A 22,043-nucleotide genomic window follows, 5' to 3' on the forward strand; every position below is an offset into this window, starting at 1 on the left:
GATCCCCCAGGAGAAATCCGATGAAAAAAGCCCGTCTCGCGATCGCCGTCGCCATCGTCTGCGCCGGCAGCACGCTGCTCACGGCCTGCGATGTCAAGAAACTGCTGCCCGGTGCCGCCGCCGCCGAAAGCCATGCGGCGCCGGCGCACGGCCTGCAGCACGAAGGCCACCTGCTGATCGTGCCCGAGGCCTCGCCGCTGCGCCACAGCCTGCAGGTCGACGCCGTCCGGCAGCAGGCGCTGGCCCAGGGCATCGACGCGCCGGGCGTGATCGAGGCCCTGCCCGAGAAGCTGGTGAAGGTGACGCCGCCCCTGGCCGGCCGCATCGTCAAGCTGCACCGCACGCTGGGCGATGCGGTGAAGGCCGGCGACGCGCTCTTCACCCTCGATTCGTCGGACCTCGGGACGGTCTACAACGAGCATGCCAAGGCCCAGTCGGCGCTGCTGCAGGCGCGGCGCGAATTCGAGCGGCAGAAGGCGCTGTTCGACGGCGACATCTCGGCGCGCAAGGACTACGAGGCCGCGCAGCTCGCGCTGGCCGCGGCCGAGAACGATGCGCGCGCCAGCGCCGGCCGGCTGGCCCAGCTGGGCGTGGTCGCCGATGCCAGCTCGCACCGCGAGTACGTGCTGCGTTCGCCCATCGCCGGCCGCGTGGTCGACATGGCGGGCGCGCAGGGCGGCTACTGGAACGACATCACGGCGCCGATCATGACGGTGGCCGACCTGTCGACGGTCTGGCTCTCGGCCAGCGTGCCGGAGAAGGAGATGGCGCAGGTGTTCCCGGGCCAGAAGGCGCGCATCACGCTCAACGCCTATGCCGACCAGCCGGTCGAGGGTCAGGTGAAGTACGTGGGCGACCTGCTCGACACCGAGACCCGCACGGTCAAGGTCCGGGTGGCCATCGACAACCGCGACGGCCGCATCAAGCCCGGCATGTTCGCGCGCGTGAGCTTCGCCGGCGTGAGCCGCCCGACCCTGGTGGTGCCGGCCGCGGCCGTGCTGCAGAGCGGCCTCTACACGCGGGTGTTCGTCGAGAAGACGCCCTTCCATTTCGAGTCGCGCGTGGTCAATGTCGGCGCCAGCGTGCCGGGCAACGGCGTCGAGGTGCTGGCGGGCCTTTCGGCCGGCGAGCGCATCGTGGTCAAGGACGGAGTGCTGCTGAATGATTGAGCGCATCGTCACCACCTGCTTCCAGCGCCGCGGCATCGTCTGGCTGCTGTTCGTCTTCGTGGCGCTCTACGGCGTCTGGAGCTGGAAGCAGCTGCCGGTCGAGGCCTTTCCCGACATCGCCGACGTCACCTCGCAGATCGTGACGCAGGTGCCGGGCCTGGGCGCCGAGGAAGTCGAGCAGCAGATCACCATCCCGCTGGAGCGCGCGCTGCTGGGCACGCCGGGCATGCACGTGCTGCGCTCGCGCAGCCTGTTCGCGCTGTCGCTGATCACCGTCGTGTTCGAGGACGGCACCGACGGCTACTTCGCCCGCCAGCGGCTGCAGGAACGCATGAACAGCGTCACGCTGCCCTACGGCGCCACGCCGGGGCTGGACGCCTACACCTCGCCCACGGGCGAGATCTACCGCTACACGCTGGAGTCGAAGACGCGCAGCCTGCGCGAGCTGTCGGAGCTGCAGTTCTGGACCGTGATCCCGCGCCTGAAGAAGGTGCCCGGGGTGGTCGACGTCGCCAACTTCGGCGGCCTCACGACGCAGTTCACGCTCGAGCTCGAACCCGAGCGGCTGACCGAGTACGGCCTCACGCTGCAGCAGGTGAAGGACGCATTGACCGCCAACAACGCCAACGGCGGCGGCAGCGTGGTCGACCGCGGCGAGCAGAGCTATGTGGTGCGCGGCGTGGGCCTGCTGCGTTCGCTCGACGACATGGGCAACGTGGTGGTCAAGTCGAAGAACGGCGTGCCGGTGCTGGTCAAGGACCTGGGCAAGCTGGTCTACGGCAACGTCGAGCGCCGCGGCATCCTGGGCAAGGACGACAACCCCGACACCATCGAAGGCATCACGCTGCTGCTCAAGGACTTCAACCCGTCGGTGGCGCTGGCCGGCGTGCACGAGGCGGTGCGCGAGCTCAACGAGAGCCTGCTGCCCAAGGACGTCAAGGTGGTGGCCTACCTGGACCGCACCTCGCTGATCGAGGCCACGCTGCACACCGTGGGCGGCACACTGACCGAGGGCATGGTGCTGGTGAGCGTGGTGCTGCTGCTGTTCCTGGGCAGCCCGCGCGCGGCGGTGATCGTGGCGCTGACCATCCCGCTGTCGCTGCTGATGGCCTTCATCTTCATGCACCACTTCAAGGTGCCGGCCAACCTGCTGTCGCTGGGCGCGATCGACTTCGGCATCCTGGTCGACGGCGCGGTGGTGCTGGTCGAGGGCATCCTGCGCCGGCGCGAGGAGGAGGAGGGCCGCATGCTCACGGCGCGCGATGCGATCACCGCCACGCTCAAGGTGGCGCGCCCGCTGTTCTTCGGCATGGGCGTGATCATCGCGGCCTACCTGCCGCTGTTCGCCTTCCAGCGCATCGAATACAAGCTGTTCTCGCCCATGGCCTATGCGGTCGGCGCGGCGCTGTGCGGTGCGCTGGTGGTCTCGCTCACGCTGATCCCGGGCCTTGCCTGGCTGGCCTTCCGCAAACCGCGGCGCATCTTCCACAACCGCCCGCTCGAGGCGCTGGGCCGGGCCTACCGCCGCTTCCTCGAGCGCGCGGTCGGCAAGACCCGCTGGGTGCTGCTGGTGTGCCTGGCGGCCGTGGCCGGGCTCGGCGTGCTGGGCGGCACCATCGGGCGCGACTTCCTGCCGTACCTCGACGAAGGCTCGCTGTGGCTGCAGGTGACGCTGCCGCCGGGCATCACGCTGGACAAGGCCTCGGAGATGGCCAGCGAGCTGCGCCGCGCGACGCTGGAATTCCCCGAGGTCAGCTACATGGTGACCCAGACCGGGCGCAACGACGACGGCACCGACTACTTCACGCCCTCGCACATCGAGTCCAGCGTCGGCCTGCACCCCTACAAGGAATGGAAGTCGGGCATGACCAAGCAGGAGCTGATCGCCAAGCTGGGCGAGCGCTATGCGCAGATGCCCGGCGTGACCGTCGGCTTCATGCAACCGATGATCGACGGCGTGCAGGACAAGCTGTCGGGCGCGCACAGCGACCTCACGGTCAAGGTGTTCGGCAACGACCTGGCCGAGGTGCGCGGGGTCGCGCAGCAGGTGGCCCACACGCTGGAGGGCGTGCCCGGCGCGGCCGACGTGGCGCTCGACGTGGAGCCGCCGCTGCCCAACCTCAAGATCGAGCTCGACCGCGCCGCGGCCGCGCGCTACGGCCTCAATGCCGCCGACGTGGCCGACCTGATCGCCACCGGCATCGGCGGCTCGCCCGTGGGCCGGCTCTACGTGGGCGAGAAGAGCTACGACATGACGGTGCGCTTCCCCACGGCCGCGCGCTCGAGCCCCGACGCGATCGGCAACCTGATGCTGACCACGCCCAACGGCGCCAAGGTGCCGCTGTCGGAAGTGGCGCACATCAGCACGGTCTCGGGCGAGAGCGTGATCGTGCGCGAGATGGCGCGGCGCCACATCGTGGTCAAGCTCAACGTGCGCGGCCGCGACCTGTCGAGCTTCCTGGCCGAGGCGCAGCCGCTGGTGGACCAGCAGGTGCACTTCGACGCCCAGCGCATCCAGCTGGCCTGGGGCGGGCAGTTCGAGAACCTGCAGCGCGCCGAGGCGCGGCTGCTGGTGATCCTGCCGATGACGCTGGGCCTGATGTTCATGCTGCTGTTCGGCGAGTTCCGCAACCTGCGCCAGCCGCTGCTGGTGCTGGCCGCGGTGCCGCTGGCGATGCTGGGCGGCCTGGCCGCGCTGCACCTGCGCGGCATGACCTTGAGCGTTTCGAGCGCCGTCGGCTTCATCGCGCTGTTCGGCGTGGCGGTGCTCAACGGCGTGCTGATGATCGCGCAGATCAACCGGCTGCGCAGCGAGGAAGGCAAGCCGCTGCGCGAGGCCGTGCTCGAAGGCGCGGCCAGCCGCATGCGGCCGGTGCTGATGACCGCCACCGTGGCCGCCTTCGGCCTCACGCCGGCGATGCTGGCCACGGGCCTGGGCAGCGACGTGCAGCGCCCGCTGGCCACGGTGGTGGTGGGCGGCCTGATCACGGCCACGGCCCTGACGCTGCTGCTGCTGCCGGCGCTCTATCACCTGATCGAGGCGCGCGCGGCGCGCCGGCAACCGGCCGACAGCCCCGCGGACGAAGGCATCGACGGCCTGCCCCGACTGGCCCAGGGAGAAGTCTGATGACGATGAAGAAGCGAATCACCGGCACCGCGGCCCTCGCGCTGCTGCTGGCCGTCGGCGGCTGCGCCGTCGGGCCGGATTTCCAGAAGCCCGAGGCGCCCGCGACCCGCGGCTACACCGCCGAGCCGCTCCCCGCGCAGACGACCTCCGCACCGGGCATCGCGGGCGAGGCCCAGCGCTTCGTCGAAGGCCAGGACGTGCCCGCCCAATGGTGGCGCGTGTTCGGCTCGGACGCGCTCGACGAACTGGTGGCCTCGGCCCTGCGCGCCAACCCCGACCTGCAGGCCGCGCAGGCGGCCCTGCGCGCGGCGCAGGAAGGCGTGGCCGCGCAGCGCGGCGAGGCGCTGCCCAAGCTCGACCTGCAGTTCACGCCGACGCGTCAGCGCGTGGCCAACCCGCTGGCCAGCCCGGCCGAGTCGGGCGCCTCGCTCTACACGCTGCACAGCGCGCAGCTGAACATCAGCTATGTGCCCGACGTGTTCGGCGCCAACCGGCGCCAGGTCGAGGCCCTGACGGCGCAGGCCGACGTGCAGCGCTTCCAGCGCGAGGCCGTCTACATCACGCTGACGACCAACATCGTCAATGCCGCGATCCAGGAGGCGTCGCTGCGCGCGCAGTGCCAGGCCACGCGCGACCTGATCGCGCTGTCGACGCAGCTGCTCGACATCACGCGCCGCCAGCACGCGGCCGGCCAGCTGGGCGGCATCGAGGTGGCGGCGCAGGAGTCGGCGCTGGCGCAGGCCGAGGCGGTGCTGCCGGGGCTGGAGAAGCAGCTGGCGCAGCAACGGCACCTGCTGGCCGTGCTGGGCGGACGGCTGCCCAGCGAGGACGTGGCGCCGCGCTTCGAACTGGCTTCGCTGGTGCTGCCGCAGGAACTGCCGCTGAGCCTGCCCTCGCGCCTGGTCGAGCAGCGCCCGGACATCCGCGCGGCGCAGGCCCAGCTGCACGCGGCCAGTGCCCAGGTCGGCGTGGCCACCGCGGCGCGGCTGCCCAGCCTCACGCTCACGGCCAACGTGGGCAGTTCGGCGCTGGCCTTGTCGCAGCTGCTGGGCAGCGGCACCGGCTTCTGGTTCATCGGCGGCGGGCTGGCCCAGCCGATCTTCCACGGCGGCACGCTGCTGCACCAGCAGCGCGCGGCCGAGGCCAGCTACGAACAAGCGGCGGCGCAATACCGCAGCACCGTGCTGACGGCCTTCCAGAACACCGCCGACACGCTGCAGGCCATCGTCAGCGATGCGCAGACCCTGCGCGCCGCCGCGGCCGCGGAGTCCGCTTCGCGCAAGAGCCTGGGCTACGCACGGCGGCAGCGCGAACTCGGCGCCGGTGGCGCGGCCGAGCTGATCCTCGCGCAGCAGACCCACCAGCAGGCGGTGAGCACGCTGATCCAGGCCCAGGCCAGCCGCTTCACCGATGCGGTGGCCTTGTTCCAGTCGCTGGGCGGCGGCTGGTGGAACGTGGCCGCGGCGGACGACACGCCGCACTGACGCAACGCGCGGCGCGAGGCCGATCGTTCTCGCGCTGTTTCCCTCGCGGGCAGGCATCCCCATGTCGGCTCGCGATCGCACCACGGCGCCGCCGGCATTCCTCGGCGCCATCACGGGCCTGCCTTCGCGGCGGAGGCCCTGGGAGTCATGACATGAAAATCATCGGAAAAGTCTTCCGCAACTGGTTCGGGGGCGTGCTCGAACGGCGGCACATCTCGGCGCTGTTCAGCCGTGCCGCGCTGCCGCACACGGTGGGCGGGCGCGGGGCCGCCCAGGGCGTGCCGGAGCAGGTCTCGCGCGACATGCTCAAGGCCGCGAGCGACGACCTGGCCGGGGTGCTGGTGCGCGCGGGCTCGCACGAGGACGGGCTGAGCGCCGACGAGGCCGCGGAGCGCCTCGAGCGCTTCGGTGCCAACGAGGTCGCGCACGAGAAGGCGCTGTCGCCCTGGCGGCATCTGTGGCTCTGCTACAAGAACCCGTTCAACCTGCTGCTGACCGCGCTGGCCGTGGTGTCCGACGCCACCGGCGACATGAAGGCCACGGTCGTGATCGGCACGATGGTGGTCTTGAGCACGTTGATCCGCTTCGTGCAGGAAGGTCGCTCCAACCGTGCGTCGGCACGGCTCAAGGCGATGGTCGGCAACACCGCGACCGTGATCCGCCGCGGGCCCGGCGACACGCCCTCCGGCTTCGGCCCGCAGGGCCGGCGCGCCGCCGGGCAGCGCGAGGTGCCGATCCGCGAGCTGGTGCCCGGCGACCACATCGTGCTGTCGGCCGGCGACATGATCCCGGCCGACTGCCGGCTGATGACCGCCAAGGACCTGTTCGTGGCCCAGGCCGCGATGACCGGCGAATCCCTGCCGGTGGAGAAGTTCGCCGAGGACGGCAACGGTTTCGTCTCGGTGCTCGAGGCGCGCAACCTGGTGTTCATGGGCACCAACGTGGTCTCGGGCTCGGCCACGGCGCTGGTGGTCGCGACCGGCAACAGCACCTACTTCGGCACGCTGGCCACACGCGTGACCCGCAGCGACCGCGCGCCGACCGCCTTCGAGGCCGGCGTCAACAGCGTGGTCTGGCTGCTGATCCGCTTCGCGCTGGTGATGGTGCCGCTGGTGCTGGTGATCAACGGCTTCACAAAGGGCGACTGGATGGAGGCCTTCCTGTTCGCGCTGGCGGTCGCGGTCGGGCTGGTGCCCGAGATGCTGGCGATGGTCGTGACATCGACGCTGGCCAAGGGCGCGGTGCTGCTGTCGCGCAAGAAGGTGATCGTCAAGCGGCTCGACGCGATCCAGAACTTCGGCGCGATGGACGTGCTGTGCACCGACAAGACCGGCACCTTGACGCAGGACAGGATCGCGCTCGAGCGCCACACCGACCCCTTCGGCCACGCGTCGCAGGAGGTGCTCAAGTTCGCCTACCTCAACAGCCACTACCAGACGGGGCTCAAGAACCTGCTCGACCGCGCGGTGCTCGAGCACGTCGAGCTGCAGTCGGAGCTCAAGCTGGCCGAGGACTACCGCAAGGTCGACGAGGTGCCCTTCGACTTCGAGCGCCGCCGCATGTCGGTGGTGGTGTCGGAGCGCGAGGACCATCACGAGCTGATCTGCAAGGGCGCGGTCGAGGAGATGCTGGCGGTCTGTACCCGGGTGCGCAACGCCACCCGCGCGGGCCATGAGGACCTGCCGATGGACGCGCGCCTGCTGACGCACGTGCGCCGGATCACGCAGCAGCTCAACGCCGACGGCCTGCGGGTGGTCGCGGTGGCGATGAAGGAGCTGCCGGCCACGCAGACCGCCTATTCGGTGGCCGACGAGGCCGAGCTGACGCTGGTCGGCTACATCGCCTTCCTCGATCCACCCAAGGACTCGGCCGCGCCGGCCCTGCGCATGCTGGCCGAGCACGGCGTGCAGGCCAAGGTGCTGACGGGCGACAACGAACTGGTCACGGCCCGCGTGTGCGAGCAGGTGGGGCTGGCGGTCGGCACCGTGCTGCTGGGGCCGCAGGTCGAGCGCATGAGCGAGGCGGCGCTGGCGCAGGCGGTGGAGGCGCACCAGGTGTTCGCCCGGCTCACGCCGCTGCACAAGGAGCGCATCGTGCGCGCGCTGCGCGCCAACGGCCATGTGGTCGGCTTCATGGGCGACGGCATCAATGATGCGCCGGCGCTGCGGGCGGCCGACATCGGCATCAGCGTCGACAGCGCGGTGGACATCGCCAAGGAGGCGGCCGACATCATCCTGCTGGAGAAGAGCCTGATGGTGCTGGAGGAGGGCGTGGTCGAAGGCCGCAACACCTTCTGCAACATGCTCAAGTACATCCGCATGACCGCCAGCTCGAACTTCGGCAACGTGTTCTCGGTGCTGGTGGCCAGCGCCTGGCTGCCCTTCCTGCCGATGCTGCCGCTGCAGCTGCTGGTGCAGAACCTGCTCTACGACATCTCGCAGACCGGCATCCCCTTCGACAACGTCGACCCGGAGCTGGTGAAGAAGCCCTTGCGCTGGAACCCCGCGGACATCGGCCGCTTCATGGTCTTCTTCGGGCCGATCAGCTCGGTCTTCGACATCGTGACCTTCGGCGTGATGTGGCACTTCTTCGATGCGAAGACGCCCGCGCAGCAGACCCTGTTCCAGACCGGCTGGTTCGTGGTGGGCCTGCTCACGCAGACGCTGGTGGTGCACATGATCCGCACGCCCAGGCTGCCCTTCATCGAGAGCCGCCCGGCGCCGGCGCTGATGGGCATGACGCTGGCGATCATGGCCGCCGGCATCGCGCTGCCCATGAGCCCGCTGGCGGGCTACTTCGGGCTGCAGCCGCTGCCGCTGGCCTACTTCCCGTGGCTGGCGGCCATCCTGCTGGGCTACTGTGTGCTCGCCACCGTCATGAAGCGCTTCTATATTCGGCGCTTCGGCTGGCAATGAGACGCCCCACGCGAAGGACCCGCACCCCATGCAAGCGCTGCAGAACCTGAACCTGAGCTCGATGCTCGACACCTTCGTCAGCCTCTCGACGGCCTTCGCGCTGGGCGGCCTGATCGGTTTCGAGCGCCAGGTGCGCCAGCGCACCGCGGGCCTGCGCACCAACACGCTGGTGGCGGTGGGCGCGGCGGTGTTCGTGGACATGGCGAACCGGCTCGGCGGCCACGAGGGCGCGGTGCACGTGGTGGCCTACGTGGTCTCGGGCATCGGCTTCCTGGGTGCCGGCGCGATCATGAAGGAAGGCGCCAACATCACCGGCCTCAACACCGCCGCCACCCTGTGGGGCTCGGCCGCGGTCGGCGCTTGCGCCGGAGCCGACCTGATCGGCGAGGCCCTGTTGGCCGCGCTCTTCGTGCTGGCCAGCAACACCTTGCTGCGGCCGGTGGTCAACCGCATCAACCGCAACCCGGTGCAGGAGGAGTTCAGCGAGGCGACCTACGTCGCCTACGTGATCTGCTCGCGCGGCGTGCAGGCGGAGGTGCGGGAAAAACTGCTCGAGCTGCTGGAGGCCGCCAGTTATCCGGTGCGCGACGTCGACCAGCATCCTTTTGGCCAGCTGGACGCCGAGATCGAGGCCACGCTCTACGCCACGGCCGTGCAGGCCGAGGAACTCGACCGCGTGATGGCGCAGCTGGAAAGCCTGCCGGGGGTGCAGCAGGCGTTCTGGAATGCGGGGGCGGAGGGCTGAGGGCGGCTGAACGGCTTGTGGCAGGATGCGGTGCAGAGACAACCGACAACATCCGTGCCCGCTGTGGACGGGGAGACAGCGGGCATCCAGGGTCACGACCAGGAGGTGCCTATGTGGAGCAAATCGCACGGCGTGTGGGCCGCCATCGCCGTCTTTTCTCTGATGGCGACGGGGGCTGCCGCCGCCCCGGCGGCCGATGCGCCGGCCGCCACCGTGCTGACCCGCGCCCGCGTCGCGTCCTTCCTCGATGAGCCTGGCGGCAAGTCCTATGTCCGGCTGAAGCTGATGCCGAGGTCGAAGCTGCCCTTCACGACCCAGACCTTCAGGGTCACCGACCGTTCGCTGCTGAGCGGCATTGCCGAAGGCGCAACGGTCAAGTTCAGCTCGAAGCACATCGAGGGCGAGAACGTGGTGACGGCGATCCAGGTGGTGGCCGAGTGCGTGCGCTTCCAGCCATGCGATTGATGCGGCTGCGCCTCGACCGCTGCCAAGTGAAAGTGCAAGCGGACAGCCGGACGCAGAGGACGCAGAGGTTTCGCAAAGGACGCGAAAGAAGACATTGAAATGATTGCCTCGTCCTTTCTGCGATCTCTGCGTTTCTTTGCGCCCTCTGCGTCCGGTCAAGTCCGGGTCAGTCTTCCGTCTGCCCCAGCGAGGTCCTGAAGGCATTCAGGAAATCCTCGAAGCCCTGGAGCTGCCGCCCTTCGGCCGTCGAGATGGCCGACACGGCCACGGGGATGCGCGGTGACACGTCCCTGAACACCAGTGCCTCGGGGTCCGCGAAGCGCGCGGTGAAGGAGTCGACGATGCAGGGGCCGAAGCCGTCGAGCGTCAGCAGCAGCGCTGACTGGTAGGTCTGGGCCGAGAGCCGGGTCTGGGTGAAGACCGCGCTTTCGCTCAGGTGGCCCAGCAGCACCTTGCCCACCGGGTCGTCCTTGTCGATGCCGATGAAGTCGGTGGCCGCGATGTCGGCGATGGCGATGTCCGAGGTGTCCGCGCCGGTCGTGTCCGCTTCCTTCTGCTCCACCCAGACCAGGTGCCCGACGCCCACCACCTCGGCGTCGACCGAGGGAAAGTCGAACTCGCCATAGGCGATGCCCAGGTCGCATTCCTGCAGCGCGACCGCGCGCAGGATGTCGTCCGAATGCAGGACCTTGATCGACACCGCGACCGCCGGGTGCCGGGCCTTGAACAGGCTCAGCGCCAGCGACAGGCACTTGGTGGACAGCGAGGGCACGATGCCGACCCTGAACTGCGAGGCGCCGTCGGTCTTCAGCGACTGCGCCAGGCGCCGCAACTCATCGACCTGCTCGAAGATCTTCTTCGACCGCGGGTACAGGTGGCGCGCCTCGGGCGTGGGCCGCAGCCCGTTCTTCTCGCGGAAGAACAGCGCATAGCCCAGCTGTTGCTCGGCGTGCTTGAGCGTCTGCGTGACCGCGGGCTGGGTCACGTTGAGTATCCGGGCTGCCGCGCTCACGCTGCCCGACAGCATGATGGCGTTGAATACTTCGATGTGTTTGAGCTTCATGGGGCCCCATAAGAAAAGCTTATCGCGCTCGGTCGAATTCTAATTTGACGCCCTGGGTGGACGCCCGCAGACTTCAGGTCCATGAAGGCATTCGGGCCGTGTTTTAAAAAAGCGCATTCCGATCTGCCATTTCCACCTTGAAATCTCATTGAAGAATACATGGCGCATTCACTGGCGGGAAATCCGAATTCCCTGCACTCCATCGATCCGAAGATTTTCGACAATGCCGAGGTCCGGCTGGCGCGGATCGAATTGGCCGCCTGTTTTCGGATGGCGGCCCGGCTGGGCATGGAAGAAGGAATCTGCAATCACTTCTCGGCCGTCGTGCCCGGATTCGACGGGTATTTCCTCGTCAATCCCTTCGGCCTGGCATTCGATGAAATAAGGGCGTCGGATCTTATCATTTGCGACTTCGAAGGCAATGTGGTCCAGGGCGACCGCGCGCCGGAAATCACCGCCTATTACATCCATGCCCGGGTGCACAAGAACCTGCCGCGCGCCCGGGTCGCCTTCCACACGCACATGCCCTATGCGACCTGTCTGGCGATGGTCGAGGGGCAGCCGCTGCGGTGGGCCGGCCAGACTTCGCTGAAGTTCTACGGGCGCACGGCAGTGGACGATTTCAACGGCCTGGCGCTCGACGCGCTCGAGGGCGACCGCATCGCGCGAGCCATCGGCGACGCCGACGTGGTGTTCATGCGCAACCACGGCGTGATGGTGGTCGGGCAGACGATCGCGAACGCGTGGAACGACCTCTACTACCTGGAGCGCGCCTGCGAGGTCCAGGTGCTGGCCGAATCGACCGGCCGAAAGCTCCGCCCCGTCGCGCCCGAACTGGCCCAGGCCACCTACGCGCAGATGCGCTCGGGCGGCAGCGAAAGCGCCATCCAGCACCTGGAAAGCGTCAAGAGACGGCTGCTCCGGACCGACCCCGACTATCCCCTTTGAATTGCAGAGATCGCGAGATTGAAAATGAAATCGAACATGCTCCCGCTGGCCATTGCGGCACTGGCCTTTTCCGCCGTGACGGCGAATTCGGCGGAACTCACGGGTCGGCTCAAGACCATCCAGGACCGTAATTTCATCACGGTCGCCTACCGCGAATCGTCGGTGCCTTTTTCCTATCTCGGCAGCAATGCAGAACCGATCGGCTATGCCCAGGAAATCTGCGGCAAAGTCGTCGATGAAATCAAGAAGGTCGTCGGCCGGCCGAACCTCGAAATCCGGCGCCAGGCCGTGACCTCGCAGAATCGAATTCCGCTGATGCAGAACGGCACCATCGATCTCGAATGCGGCTCGACCGTCAACAATCCGGAGCGCCAGGCGCAGGTGAGTTTCAGCACCACCTATTTCGTGGTGGGCGCCAAATTCGTGGCATTGAAATCGAGCAACCTGCACACGCTCAAGGACCTCAAGGGCAAGACCGTCGTGGCGACCACGGGCTCGAACACCGTGCCGCGCATCCGCCGCATCGACCGTGCCGAGCACCTGGACCTGAACCTGATCCAGGCCAAGGACTTCTCCGACAGCATGCTGACCTTCACCTCGGGCCGGGCCGAAGCGTTCTTCGAGGACGACATCAACCTGGTCGGCCAGATCGCGTTCACGCTCAACCCGGCCAACTACACGCTGAGCACCGACACGCTGAGCAAGGACCCCTACGCCATCATGCTGCCGCGCGGCGAGGCCGAGTTCAAGGCCATCGCCGACAAGACGATCGAGAAGCTCTACGCCAGCGGCGAGATCAAGGCGCTCTATGCCAAGTGGTTCCAGTCGCCCATTCCGCCGCGCGGCGTGAACCTGAACTTCCCGATGAGCGAGGCGCTGCTGAAGGTGATCGCCAAGCCCACGGATTCGCCCAACCCCGCGGACTATTGAGCCCGCCGAGGTGGCATCGATGCAGATGAACAGCCGCAAGGTCGGCATCCTGGGCGGCATGGGGCCGGCCGCCGGCGCCGACTTCATCCGCCTGTTCGTCGCGGCCTGCAAGCGCGAGCTGCAGGCCGGCGGCAGCGCGGTGTTCGACCAGGCCTTTCCCGAGCACTGGCTGGTGCAGCTGCCGGTGCCGGACCGCACCGAGGCGCTGCTCGACGACGGCCCGTCGCCGCTGGCGGGCATGCTGCGCGGCATCGAAGGGCTGGCGCGGCACGAGGTCGTGAGCGTCGCGATCGCCTGCAACACCGCCCATGCCTGGCATCCGCAGCTGCAGGCGGCCTGCCCGGAGGTCGAGCTGCTGCACATCGTGCACGAGACGGTGCGGTCGCTGGCCGACGACGGCGTGGCATCGGTCGGCCTGCTGGCCACGCTGGGCACCTACAGGCTGGGGCTGTACCAGCAGGCGCTGCAAGCGCGGGGCATCGTGTGCCACCTGCCTTCGGAGGCGGAACGCGCGCAGCTGATGCGCGGCATCGTCGAGGGCGTGAAGGCCGGCGACATGGCACTGGCGAGCACCTTGTTCGCCGAGGTCGCGGCCAGCATGGTCGAGCGCCATGGCTGCCGGCACCTGGTGCTGGCCTGCACCGAGATCCCGCTGGCGCTCACCGCACTGGATGCACACCCGGGCGTGCGGCTGGTCGACCCGGCCCAGGTGCTCGCGCAGGCCCTGGCGCAGCGGGCCTATGCGGCGGCCTGAACGCGCGTTTTTTCGCAGTATCCTTCCCCGGCCGAACGCGCCACCCGCCCGTCTCCCGATGCCACGCCTCGGAAGGGGCGGCCCCGGCGCCGCGCATCGGCATCCACACGGGCGGCGGCTGTCCTGATCGGTGCCGCCCGGTCCTCCGCGTCCTGCTGTTCCGAGCGTCAAAAAATGCGAATGCCGCTGCAATACCGTCGCATGCTGAGCCTTGTCGGCATGGTGCTCGTCATGGCCGCGATCTTCGTGGCCGACACGCTCACCGAATACGCGGTGGCGGTGGCGGTCTTCTATTCGGTGGTGATCCTGGCGGCGGTGAGCCTGCTCACGGTGCGCGCGGCGATCGCGCTGGCCTGCGCCTGCATCGCGCTCACCGTGGTCAGCTTCTACCTCACGCCGGCCGGCCTCTACAAGGTCGGGCTGGTCAACTCCGGCATCAGCATCGTCGCCATCTCGATCACGACCTGGCTCGCGCTCAAGACCGAGGCCGCGCAGGCCGCGGCGCACGATGCGCAGGCCCGGCTGCTGCGCATCGCGCGCGTCACCAGCCTGGGCGGGCTCACGGCCTCGATCGCCCACGAGGTCAACCAGCCGCTGGCCGCCATCGTCACCAGCGGCAACGCCTGCCAGCGCTGGCTGGCCCAGGACCCGCCCAACATGGAGAAGGCCCTGCAGGCCCTCGACCGCATCCTGAGCGACGCCCACCGCGCGAGCGAGATCATCGACCGCGTGCGCAGCCTCACCAAAGGCGAGAAGCCGCGCAAGAGCGCCTTCGACCTGCCGCAGGCGGTGCGCGAGATCGTCGACATGTCGCGCGGCGAGATCGAGCGGCACGGCATCGCGCTCGAAACCCACATCGACGACGCGCTGCCTCCCGTGCTGGCGGACCGGGTGCAGATCCAGCAGGTGATCGGCAACATGCTGCTGAACGCCATCGAGGCGGTGGCGTCGGGCCCGGCCCATCGCAAGGACATCCGGATCTCGACCTCGATGCCCGACGGCGCCAGCGTGCTCTTCTGCATCGAGGACGCGGGCTGCGGCCTGAACGCGGAGGCGCTCGACCACCTGTTCGACGCCTTCTGGACCACCAAGGAAGGCGGCATCGGGCTCGGCCTGAGCATCAGCCGGACCATCGTCGAAGCCAACGGTGGGAAGATCGGAGCCGAACCGAACGCGAGCGGCGGCGCCACCTTCCGCTTCAGCGTGCCCCTCGTCAAAGGAAAGAGCGCATGAACCGCGACATGGAAGCAGCGGCGATGGACCGCGCGACACCGCCCATCGTCTACGTGATCGACGACGACCATTCGGTGCGCGCCGCGCTCGACGACCTGTTCGCCTCGGTCGGGCTGCAGGTTCGTTCCTTCGGCTCGGCCCGCGAGTTCCTCGCGCATCCGCCCGACGATGCGCCCGGCTGCCTGGTGCTCGATATCCGCATGCCCGGCCAGAGCGGGCTGGACTTCCATCGCCAGATGGGCGACCTGGGCATCCGGCTGCCCACCGTCTTCATCACCGGCCACGGCGACATCGCGATGAGCGTGGAGGCGATGAAGAACGGCGCCATCGAGTTCCTCACCAAGCCCTTCCGCGACCAGGACCTGCTCGATGCGATCCAGCACGGCATCGAGAAGGACCGGGCACGGCGCGCGAGCGAGGCGGTGGTGTCCGAACTCCAGCTGCGCTGGGCCTCGCTGAGCGCGGGCGAGCAGGAGGTCACGCGGCTGGTCATCCAGGGCCTGCTCAACAAGCAGATCGCGGCCAGCCTCAACCTCAGCGAGATCACGGTCAAGGTCCGGCGCGGCCAGGCGATGCGCAAGATGCAGGCCGCCTCGCTGATCGAGCTGGTGCGGCTGATCGAGAAGGCCGGGGTGTAGGTCCCCGGCCTGGGTCTTCGCTCAATAGCCGTTGGCCGCGCCCGAGCGCCGGTTGTCGGCCGCGCCGGTGTAGACCGGGCGCCCCTGGGCATCGCGCGTCACGGCGATGCCGCTGATGCCGCTCTTCAGCCCGGTGACCTGCAAGGTGCTCGCGGTGTAGCCGAAGCCGCTGCGCAGGTCCGCTGCCAGCGGCGCCAGCGCCGAGCCGCTCTCGATCTCGGCGACGCCGTTCTGGCCGGTGAAGTTGGGCGCGTTGACCGCAGCCTGGATGTCCATGCCGCCGACCACATGGCCCATGAAGGTCTTCACGATGTAGTCGGGGATCGGGCCACCGCCCGCGGAGCCCCAGACCAGGCGCAGGTTGCCCGCGGCATCGAAGGCGATGGCCGGTGCGATCGAGCTGCGCGGCCGTTTGTAGGCCTCGTAGCCGTTCACGTCCGAGCCCGGCGTGCTGGCCGAGAAGTTCGACATCACGTTGTTCATCATCATGCCCGCGGCTTCCAGGTGCGCGCCCCAGTGCGTGTTGATGGTGGTGGTCATCGACAGCGCATTGCCGTAGGCGTCGACGATCGCGACGTTGCTGGTGGTGTTCCAGTCTTCCTCGTGGCGCGGCGCGCCGGCCTTGGCCAGCAGCGTGCGCCCGCGCTTCGACAGCAGCGATGCCATCGTGTCGTAGCCCGCCGGGTCGGTGGCCGCGAAGGCACCGACGGCGCCCACAGGCACCGTGCCCAGGGCCGTGCCGTCGATCAGGCCGGCGCGCAGGTCGAGCGCGGCATCGGACAGCAGCGTGGCCACGCGCGCGTTGACGTTCGAGTAGGCCGGGTCGCCCAGCACCGTGCGGCGGTCGATGTTGGCCAGCCGGCTGGCCTCGGCCGCGGTGTAGACGAAGCGCGGCGAGTTGAAGGCCTCGTCCTGGATCTTCTTGCGCTCCAGCAGGCCCAGCGTGTAGAGCGTGACGAAGCCGCCGAAGGAGGGCGCGGGCTGCGTGTAGATCGTGGTGCCGAAACGCGTGCCGACCAGCGGCTTGCGCTCGACCGCGTGGTAGCTGGCGAAGTCGGCCGCGCTCATCAGGCTCGGGATCGAGGCGATGGTGCTGGCCACGCTGGGCTTGGCCGTGGTGCCGGCCACGGGCAGGATCGACGCGCAGGGCAGGCTGCCCGTGGTGGTGCGCTGCACGATGGCCTGCACCGTCGGCTGGGCCGGGTCGTAGAAGGCCGCGGCGCCGCCATCGCGCACGCGCTTCATGGTGGCGGCGAGCTCGCTGTTGGTGATCAGCGTGCCGATGGGCAGCGGGCGCTGGCCGCTGCTGTCGGTCGGGTCGCAGTAGCGCTTCTGGATGTCGGGGTATTTGCAGCGCGCGGCGCCCTTGGCGGTGCCGGCCGAATTGACCCAGGCGGCCACGCCGGTGCCCGCGTCGACCGGGTTGCCGTCGTCGTCGAATTCCGCGCTGTCGGCATAGAGCGTGGAGTACATGTACTTCGTCATCGGGAAGCCGTGTTCGGCCAACGCGATGGCATCGTCCCACAGCGTGTTCCAGGGCGCCTTGCCGTAGGCCTGGTGCACCAGGTCGAGCACCGCCACCGTGCCCGGGATGCCCACCGCGCGGGCAGAGATGTTGGTGTTGCCCTGCTGCGAGGAGATCGACGCGCCGGCGTTGAGGCCCGACTTGCAGGTGTTGAAGGGCGCGAGGTTCGACGCGTCCTGCGCGACCGCCTGGTAGACCGTGGTCGCGCCGCCGGTGCTGCCGGGCGCGGCCGAGAAGCCGTCGAAGGTGCGGACCTTCCGGCTGGCCGCGTCGTAGTAGGTGATCACGGTGCCGCCGCCCAGGCCGGAGGCGAAGGGTTCGGCCGTGCCCAGCACGGCCTGCACCGCGATGGCGGCGTCGATGGCGGTGCCGCCCGTGGCGAGCACCTTGCAGCCGGCCTTCGAGGCTTCGTAGTGCGCCGAGGTCACCATCAGGGTGGTGCCGGCGATGCCGGCGGTCTGGCCGTGCGGCGCGCCGGCCTGCTGGGTGCACAGCGCGGGGTCGAAGCGCACGCCGCTCGTGGGCTGCTCGGGCACGGTCGGCGCGACCGGGTCCACCGGGGCCGGAGAGGGCTGGATGGGATCGAAGGAACCGTGCGAACCGCCACCGCAGGCGGCCAGGGTCGCGGCCAGCGCGACGGGAAGAAGTCTCAGAAAGGGCATCGTGAAAAAAAGAAAAGCCGACCCATGTCGGCGTTTCGATCATCACGCAAGTCGCATGCCGGGCGCATCGGGATGCCCCCTGGGCCGCGACCTCTTGCGCTCTCTTGCGGGCTCAGCGCAGCCCGCCGCCCTCGGCGTTCTCGGCCCGTTGGATGAGTTCGATCTTGTAGCCGTCCGGGTCGGTCACGAAGGCGATCACCGTGCTGCCGCCCTTGACCGGGCCGGCCTCGCGCGTGACGTTGCCGCCGGCGGCCTTGATCTTGTCGCAGGCCGCGTAGGCGTCGGGCACGCCCAGCGCGATGTGGCCGTAGGCGGTGCCCAGCTCGTAGCTTTCGGTGCCCCAGTTGTAGGTCAGCTCGATCTCGGCCTGGGCCGGGTTGCCCTCGTAGCCGACGAAGGCCAGGCTGTACTTGTACTCGGGGTTCTCCGAGGTGCGCAGCAGTTGCATGCCCAGCACCTGGGTGTAGAAGTCGATCGAGCGTTGCAGGTTGCCGACGCGCAGCATGGTGTGGAGAAGTCGCATCTCGTGGGTTCGCAGTTTTTGGGAATCCCCGATTGTGCGACGCCTTCCGAATCAGCGCGCGTCGAAGGCCTCTCCGGGCGTGAGCGGCGCATGGCGGTAGGTGGCGGGCGTGCGGCCCAGCTTCACCGGCGCGCCGATGCCGCGGTAGCCGCCGGGCATCTCCACCACCATTTCGCGGTGCGCGGTGTGCGGATGCGCGAGTGCCGCGTCCACCGGCAGCACCGGCGCGGCGGGCACGCCCGCGGCCATCAAGGTGTCGACCAGCGCGCGGCCGTCGAAGGCCTGCATCGCGGCCTCGAGCGTGGGCTTGAGCGCGGCGCGGTTCACCGAGCGCGCGCCGGCGGTGGCGTAGCGCGGGTCGGCAGCGAGTTCGGGCCGGCCGATGCAGCGGCAGAAGTTGGCGAACTGGCCGTCGTTGCCCACTGCGACGAACACCGGCTCGGTGCCGGTCGCGAGCGCGTCGTAGGGGTAGATGTTGGGGTGCGCATTGCCGGTGCGCCGCGGCGCCTGGCCGTCGACGAACCAGTTGGCCGCGTGCGGGTGCAGCAGCGACAGGCCGCTGTCGTAGAGCGCGGCCTCGACGAACTGGCCGCGGCCGCTGCGCGTGCGTTCCTGCAGCGCCAGCAGCACGCCGATGACGGCATTGAGGCCGGTCACCATGTCGACCACCGGCAGGCCCACGCGCAGCGGGCCGCCGTCGGCCTCGCCGTTGATGCTCATGATGCCGGTCATGGCCTGCACCGCGGCGTCGTAGCCGGGCAGCGCGCCCAGCGGGCCGTCGGCACCGAAGCCCGAGACGCGGCACCACACCAGCCGCGGGAAGCGCTGCGACAGCGTCTCGTAGCCGATGCCCCAGCGCTCCATGGTGCCGGTCTTGAAGTTCTCGATCAGCACGTCGGCCTCGGCCACCAGCGCGAGCAGCGCCTCGCGGCCCTCGGCGCTGCCGAGGTCCAGGTGCAGGTTGCGCTTGTTGCGGTTGAGGCCGTGGTAGTACGACGCCACGCCGTCCTTGAAGGGCGGGCCCCAGGTGCGCGTGTCGTCGCCCTGCGGCGGCTCGACCTTGAGCACGTCGGCGCCGTGGTCGCCGAGGATCTGGCCGCAGTAGGGCCCGCCGAGGATACGCGAGATGTCGAGCACGCGCACGCCCGCGAGGGCGCCGGGGGTGGAGGCGGGGGAGGTCATCGGGGTCCTTGAAGAGAGAAGAAGGGGCTCAGGCGCTCGCGGCGCGCTCGGCCAGCTTGAAGGTGCCGGTGGCCAGCGCGAGCAGCGTGCCCTGCGCGTCGCGCACCTCGCCGCGCACGAAGCACAGCGAGCGGCCGCGCCGTTCGCAGACCGCCGAGGCCACGACCTCGCCGCTGGCGGTCGCGACGAAATGCAGCGTCATGTCGACCGTCAGCACGCCGAAGCGCACCGGATCGTGGGCGCGCGCCGCGCTGGCCAGCGTGCAGTCGAGCAGCACGGCCAGCGCACCGCCGTGCACGTCGCCGCGGCTGTTGGTGTGCAGCGCGTGGAAGGGCATGCGCACCCGGGCCCGGTCGTCGCCGATGGCCTCGCCGCGCAGGCCGAAGACCTGGACCATCGGCATCGGCAGGCCGAAGAGGTTGTCCGCCGGCTCGTCGTCGAAGGGCGTGCTCATCGGCCCTCCACCACGCCGGCCGTGTAGAGCGCCTCGACCTGCGCCGGGTCCAGCGCCGCCCATTGGTCCAGCACCTCGCGCGTGTGCTGGCCCAGCTGCGGCGGCGCGCGGTAGTCCACCGGGCTGTCGCTCATGTTGAGCGTGCTGCGCAGGATCGGGATGCGCTGGCCGCTGGCATGGTCGACCTCCACCGTCATCTTGCGCAGCCGCACCTGCGGGTCGTCGAAGACCTGGTCCATGGTGTTGATGCGCGTGGTCGGCACCTGCGCGGCCTCGAGCAGCGGCAGCCAGTGTTCGGTGGGGTGGGCGGCGAGCAGCGGCTCGATCTCGGCATGCAGCGCGACGCGCGAGAGCACGCGCTGGCCGTTGGTCGCGAACAGCGGATGCGTGGCCAGCTCGGGCCGGCCCAGCGCGTTGCACAGGTGGACGAACTGCCGGTCGTTGCCCGCGGCCACCACCAGCCAGCCGTTGGCCGTCTTGAACACGCCCGAGGGCGCGGCGATCGGGTTGTTGTTGCCCTGGCGCGTGGGCACCGCGCCGTTGAGCAAAAAGCCCTGCGCCAGGTGCACGTTGAAGCCGATGCTGGCGTCGAGCATGGCCGCGTCGATGAACTGGCCGCGGCCGGTGATGCCGCGCTGGATCAGCGCGCCCAGCACCGCCACGCTGGCCTGGTAGCCGGTGACCAGGTCGGTGGCCGGGATCGCGGTGCGCATCGGCGCCGCGCCGGGCGTGCCGTCGGGCATGCCGCAGGTGCTCATCATGCCGGTCATGGCCTGCATCACGAAGTCGTAGGCGGGGCGGGTGGCGTAGGGTCCGTCCTGGCCGAAGCCGGTGACGGAGCAGTAGACCAGCCGCGGGTTGATGGCCTTCAGGCTGTCCCAGTCGAGGCCGTAGCGGCGCAGGGTGCCGGCCTTGAAGTTCTCGACCAGCACGTCGCAGTCGCGCACCAGCGTGCGCACCAGTTCGGCGCCCGCGGGCTTGGCGAAGTCGATCGCGATCGAGCGCTTGTTGCGGTTGCAGGCCAGGAAGAAGTTCGAGTCGCGGCCCTGGCCGGGCTGCTGCGGTTCCAGCGCCAAGCCGAGTTCGCGCGCGTCGTCGCCGCGGCCGGGGCTCTCGACCTTGACCACGTCGGCGCCCATGTCGCCCAGCAGTTGCGCGCACCAGGGGCCGGCGAGCACGCGGCTCAGGTCGAGCACGCGCAGGCCGTCTAGGGCGCGGCTCGGTGGGGGTGTGGTGGCGGCGTTCATTCGATCAGGCCCTTGGCGCGCAGCCGTGCCACGCGTTGCTTCTCGCGCGCCGAGGTCGCGAGCGCGTACTGGCGGTAGTCCTCCGCGCCCAGGTAGTTGATCGGCTGGTTGAGCTGGTCGAGCACACGCTGGCCGGCGACCGATTCGAGCGCCTTCTTGAAGGCGTCGTGCACGACCTTGACGCGTGCCGGCTCCATGCCGGCAGGGCCGGCGATGCCGTAGGGCGAGTCGATCACGGCGTCGATGCCCAGCTCCCTGAGCGTGGGCACTTGCGGGTAGCGCTTCACGCGCTGGGGCGTGAGCATCACGAGGTAACGCATCTTGCCTGCGTCGATGTGCGGCACGGCCACGCCCGACAGGGGCGCGGCGTCGATGTGGCCGCCGAGGATGGCGTTGGTCACTTCGGCATCTCCTTTGAACGGAATCATGTTGAACTGCAGCCTGGCGGCCTCGCCCACCTCGTCCATCACGATGCGCGGCGTGCCGACCGCGCCGGTCGCGCCGATGTTGATCCTGCCGGGCCGCCTGGCCGCATCGGCCGCCAGGTCCTGCCAGCGCTTCCAGGGTGCATCGGCCTTGACCGCCAGGCCGAAGGCATAGTCGGACAGCAGGATCACGTACGAGAAGCTGCTGGCCGGATCGAAGGGTACCTTGTTGATGAAGGGTTCGCGGTAGACCGAGGCCGGCAGCACGCCCAGCGTGTAGCCGTCGGGCGCGGCGCGCGTGAGCATCGCGGCGGCGTTGGTGCCGCTGGCGCCGGGCCGGTTGTCCAGCACGATGGCCTGGCCCAGCGCCTTGCCGGCTTCCTCGGCCACGGCCCGCAGGTGCTGGTCGGTGGGGCCGCCCGCGCCGTAGGGCACGACCAGCGTGATCGGGCGCTGCGGATAGGCCTGGCCCCAGGCCGTGGCCGCGGCGAGGCACAGCGTGGCGAGGGTCAGGGCGTGGCGATGGCGGGCAATGAATCGCATGGTTCGTCTCT

General features: G+C 69.4%; 18 protein-coding genes. 11 read left to right on the plus strand and 7 right to left on the minus strand.

All coding sequences use genetic code 11. The annotated features are described in order from the left end of the window. Positions 1-20: 20 nt before the first annotated feature. The 6 genes from QTI20_RS02705 to QTI20_RS02730 all read left to right on the plus strand — a co-directional run bounded on the left by QTI20_RS02705 (position 21) and on the right by QTI20_RS02730 (position 9,905). Positions 21-1,169: an efflux RND transporter periplasmic adaptor subunit gene (locus QTI20_RS02705; protein ID WP_183023159.1), complete on the plus strand. Its 1,149-nt coding sequence runs from the start codon at positions 21-23 to the stop codon at positions 1,167-1,169. Continuing rightward, the gene (locus tag QTI20_RS02710; RefSeq protein ID WP_286550443.1) at positions 1,162-4,296 is read left to right on the plus strand and encodes an efflux RND transporter permease subunit; all 3,135 of its coding nucleotides are present in this window, start codon (positions 1,162-1,164) and stop codon (positions 4,294-4,296) included. The genes QTI20_RS02705 and QTI20_RS02710 overlap by 8 nt, the downstream gene beginning before the upstream one ends. 5 nt (positions 4,297-4,301) lie before the next feature. Then, the gene (locus QTI20_RS02715) at positions 4,302-5,780 is read left to right on the plus strand and encodes an efflux transporter outer membrane subunit (RefSeq protein WP_286551006.1); all 1,479 of its coding nucleotides are present in this window, start codon (positions 4,302-4,304) and stop codon (positions 5,778-5,780) included. A 152-nt stretch (positions 5,781-5,932) separates the two neighbouring features. Then, positions 5,933-8,695: a magnesium-translocating P-type ATPase gene (gene mgtA, locus QTI20_RS02720; RefSeq protein ID WP_286550442.1), complete on the plus strand. Its 2,763-nt coding sequence runs from the start codon at positions 5,933-5,935 to the stop codon at positions 8,693-8,695. Between the two features lie 28 nt (positions 8,696-8,723). Beyond that, complete coding sequence (locus QTI20_RS02725) at positions 8,724-9,440, plus strand: MgtC/SapB family protein (RefSeq protein WP_286550440.1); 717 nt, start codon at positions 8,724-8,726, stop codon at positions 9,438-9,440. A 54-nt stretch (positions 9,441-9,494) separates the two neighbouring features. Next, positions 9,495-9,905 carry a copper-binding protein gene (locus QTI20_RS02730; RefSeq protein ID WP_286550438.1) on the plus strand — a complete coding sequence of 137 codons (411 nt, stop codon included), beginning with the start codon at positions 9,495-9,497 and terminating at the stop codon, positions 9,903-9,905. A 166-nt stretch (positions 9,906-10,071) separates the two neighbouring features. Here the strand turns inward: QTI20_RS02730 and QTI20_RS02735 are convergent, their stop codons facing one another. Then, positions 10,072-10,968, minus strand: coding sequence for a LysR family transcriptional regulator (locus QTI20_RS02735; RefSeq protein ID WP_286550436.1), 897 nt, complete (start codon positions 10,966-10,968; stop codon positions 10,072-10,074). Positions 10,969-11,127: 159 nt separating this feature from the next. On the opposite strand from QTI20_RS02735, the gene QTI20_RS02740 reads away from it, so the two are divergent. From QTI20_RS02740 to QTI20_RS02760, 5 genes are all read left to right on the plus strand, one after another. Further along, positions 11,128-11,916, plus strand: coding sequence for an aldolase (locus tag QTI20_RS02740; RefSeq protein WP_286550435.1), 789 nt, complete (start codon positions 11,128-11,130; stop codon positions 11,914-11,916). Between the two features lie 36 nt (positions 11,917-11,952). Then, on the plus strand, positions 11,953-12,846 hold the full coding sequence (locus QTI20_RS02745) for an amino acid ABC transporter substrate-binding protein (protein WP_286550433.1): 894 nt from the start codon (positions 11,953-11,955) through the stop codon (positions 12,844-12,846). 19 nt (positions 12,847-12,865) lie between these two features. Further along, entirely contained in the window at positions 12,866-13,600 is a 735-nt protein-coding gene (locus QTI20_RS02750) for an aspartate/glutamate racemase family protein (RefSeq protein WP_286550431.1), read from the plus strand. A 201-nt stretch (positions 13,601-13,801) separates the two neighbouring features. Next, a complete protein-coding gene (locus tag QTI20_RS02755; RefSeq protein WP_286550430.1) occupies positions 13,802-14,833 on the plus strand; it encodes a sensor histidine kinase in 1,032 nt (343 codons plus the stop codon). Continuing rightward, complete coding sequence (locus tag QTI20_RS02760; RefSeq protein ID WP_286550429.1) at positions 14,830-15,471, plus strand: response regulator transcription factor; 642 nt, start codon at positions 14,830-14,832, stop codon at positions 15,469-15,471. The genes QTI20_RS02755 and QTI20_RS02760 overlap by 4 nt, the downstream gene beginning before the upstream one ends. Positions 15,472-15,492: 21 nt before the next feature. On the opposite strand, the gene QTI20_RS02765 is transcribed toward QTI20_RS02760, so the two are convergent. The 6 genes from QTI20_RS02765 to QTI20_RS02790 all read right to left on the minus strand — a co-directional run bounded on the left by QTI20_RS02765 (position 15,493) and on the right by QTI20_RS02790 (position 22,032). Beyond that, on the minus strand, positions 15,493-17,658 hold the full coding sequence (locus QTI20_RS02765) for a gamma-glutamyltransferase family protein (protein ID WP_286550427.1): 2,166 nt from the start codon (positions 17,656-17,658) through the stop codon (positions 15,493-15,495). A gap of 112 nt (positions 17,659-17,770) precedes the next feature. After that, a complete protein-coding gene (gene gloA, locus QTI20_RS02770; RefSeq protein ID WP_183023170.1) occupies positions 17,771-18,181 on the minus strand; it encodes a lactoylglutathione lyase in 411 nt (136 codons plus the stop codon). 51 nt (positions 18,182-18,232) lie between these two features. Further along, positions 18,233-19,363, minus strand: a complete 1,131-nt coding sequence (locus tag QTI20_RS02775) for a CaiB/BaiF CoA transferase family protein (RefSeq protein ID WP_286550425.1) — start codon at positions 19,361-19,363, stop codon at positions 18,233-18,235. A gap of 28 nt (positions 19,364-19,391) precedes the next feature. Continuing rightward, entirely contained in the window at positions 19,392-19,817 is a 426-nt protein-coding gene (locus tag QTI20_RS02780; protein WP_286550423.1) for a PaaI family thioesterase, read from the minus strand. Then, positions 19,814-21,064: a CaiB/BaiF CoA transferase family protein gene (locus tag QTI20_RS02785; RefSeq protein ID WP_286550422.1), complete on the minus strand. Its 1,251-nt coding sequence runs from the start codon at positions 21,062-21,064 to the stop codon at positions 19,814-19,816. The genes QTI20_RS02780 and QTI20_RS02785 overlap by 4 nt, the downstream gene beginning before the upstream one ends. Continuing rightward, positions 21,061-22,032: a tripartite tricarboxylate transporter substrate binding protein gene (locus tag QTI20_RS02790; RefSeq protein ID WP_286550421.1), complete on the minus strand. Its 972-nt coding sequence runs from the start codon at positions 22,030-22,032 to the stop codon at positions 21,061-21,063. The genes QTI20_RS02785 and QTI20_RS02790 overlap by 4 nt, the downstream gene beginning before the upstream one ends. Between the last annotated feature and the right edge of the window lie 11 nt (positions 22,033-22,043).

It is taken from the genome of Variovorax sp. J2P1-31 (genome assembly GCF_030317215.1).
GTDB lineage: Bacteria > Pseudomonadota > Gammaproteobacteria > Burkholderiales > Burkholderiaceae_C > Variovorax.

Excerpts from the sequence above, each read along its gene's own strand:
- QTI20_RS02705 (WP_183023159.1), top strand. The coding sequence starts at position 21 with ATGAAAAAAGCCCGTCTCGCGATCGCCGTCGCCATCGTCTGCGCCGGC.
- QTI20_RS02710 (WP_286550443.1), top strand. The coding sequence starts at position 1,162 with ATGATTGAGCGCATCGTCACCACCTGCTTCCAGCGCCGCGGCATCGTC.
- QTI20_RS02715 (WP_286551006.1), top strand. The coding sequence starts at position 4,302 with ATGAAGAAGCGAATCACCGGCACCGCGGCCCTCGCGCTGCTGCTGGCC.
- mgtA (WP_286550442.1), top strand. The coding sequence starts at position 5,933 with ATGAAAATCATCGGAAAAGTCTTCCGCAACTGGTTCGGGGGCGTGCTC.
- QTI20_RS02725 (WP_286550440.1), top strand. The coding sequence starts at position 8,724 with ATGCAAGCGCTGCAGAACCTGAACCTGAGCTCGATGCTCGACACCTTC.
- QTI20_RS02735 (WP_286550436.1), bottom strand. The coding sequence starts at position 10,968 with ATGAAGCTCAAACACATCGAAGTATTCAACGCCATCATGCTGTCGGGC.
- QTI20_RS02740 (WP_286550435.1), top strand. The coding sequence starts at position 11,128 with ATGGCGCATTCACTGGCGGGAAATCCGAATTCCCTGCACTCCATCGAT.
- QTI20_RS02745 (WP_286550433.1), top strand. The coding sequence starts at position 11,953 with ATGCTCCCGCTGGCCATTGCGGCACTGGCCTTTTCCGCCGTGACGGCG.
- QTI20_RS02750 (WP_286550431.1), top strand. The coding sequence starts at position 12,866 with ATGCAGATGAACAGCCGCAAGGTCGGCATCCTGGGCGGCATGGGGCCG.
- QTI20_RS02755 (WP_286550430.1), top strand. The coding sequence starts at position 13,802 with ATGCTGAGCCTTGTCGGCATGGTGCTCGTCATGGCCGCGATCTTCGTG.
- QTI20_RS02760 (WP_286550429.1), top strand. The coding sequence starts at position 14,830 with ATGAACCGCGACATGGAAGCAGCGGCGATGGACCGCGCGACACCGCCC.
- QTI20_RS02765 (WP_286550427.1), bottom strand. The coding sequence starts at position 17,658 with ATGCCCTTTCTGAGACTTCTTCCCGTCGCGCTGGCCGCGACCCTGGCC.
- gloA (WP_183023170.1), bottom strand. The coding sequence starts at position 18,181 with ATGCGACTTCTCCACACCATGCTGCGCGTCGGCAACCTGCAACGCTCG.
- QTI20_RS02775 (WP_286550425.1), bottom strand. The coding sequence starts at position 19,363 with ATGACCTCCCCCGCCTCCACCCCCGGCGCCCTCGCGGGCGTGCGCGTG.
- QTI20_RS02780 (WP_286550423.1), bottom strand. The coding sequence starts at position 19,817 with ATGAGCACGCCCTTCGACGACGAGCCGGCGGACAACCTCTTCGGCCTG.
- QTI20_RS02785 (WP_286550422.1), bottom strand. The coding sequence starts at position 21,064 with ATGAACGCCGCCACCACACCCCCACCGAGCCGCGCCCTAGACGGCCTG.
- QTI20_RS02790 (WP_286550421.1), bottom strand. The coding sequence starts at position 22,032 with ATGCGATTCATTGCCCGCCATCGCCACGCCCTGACCCTCGCCACGCTG.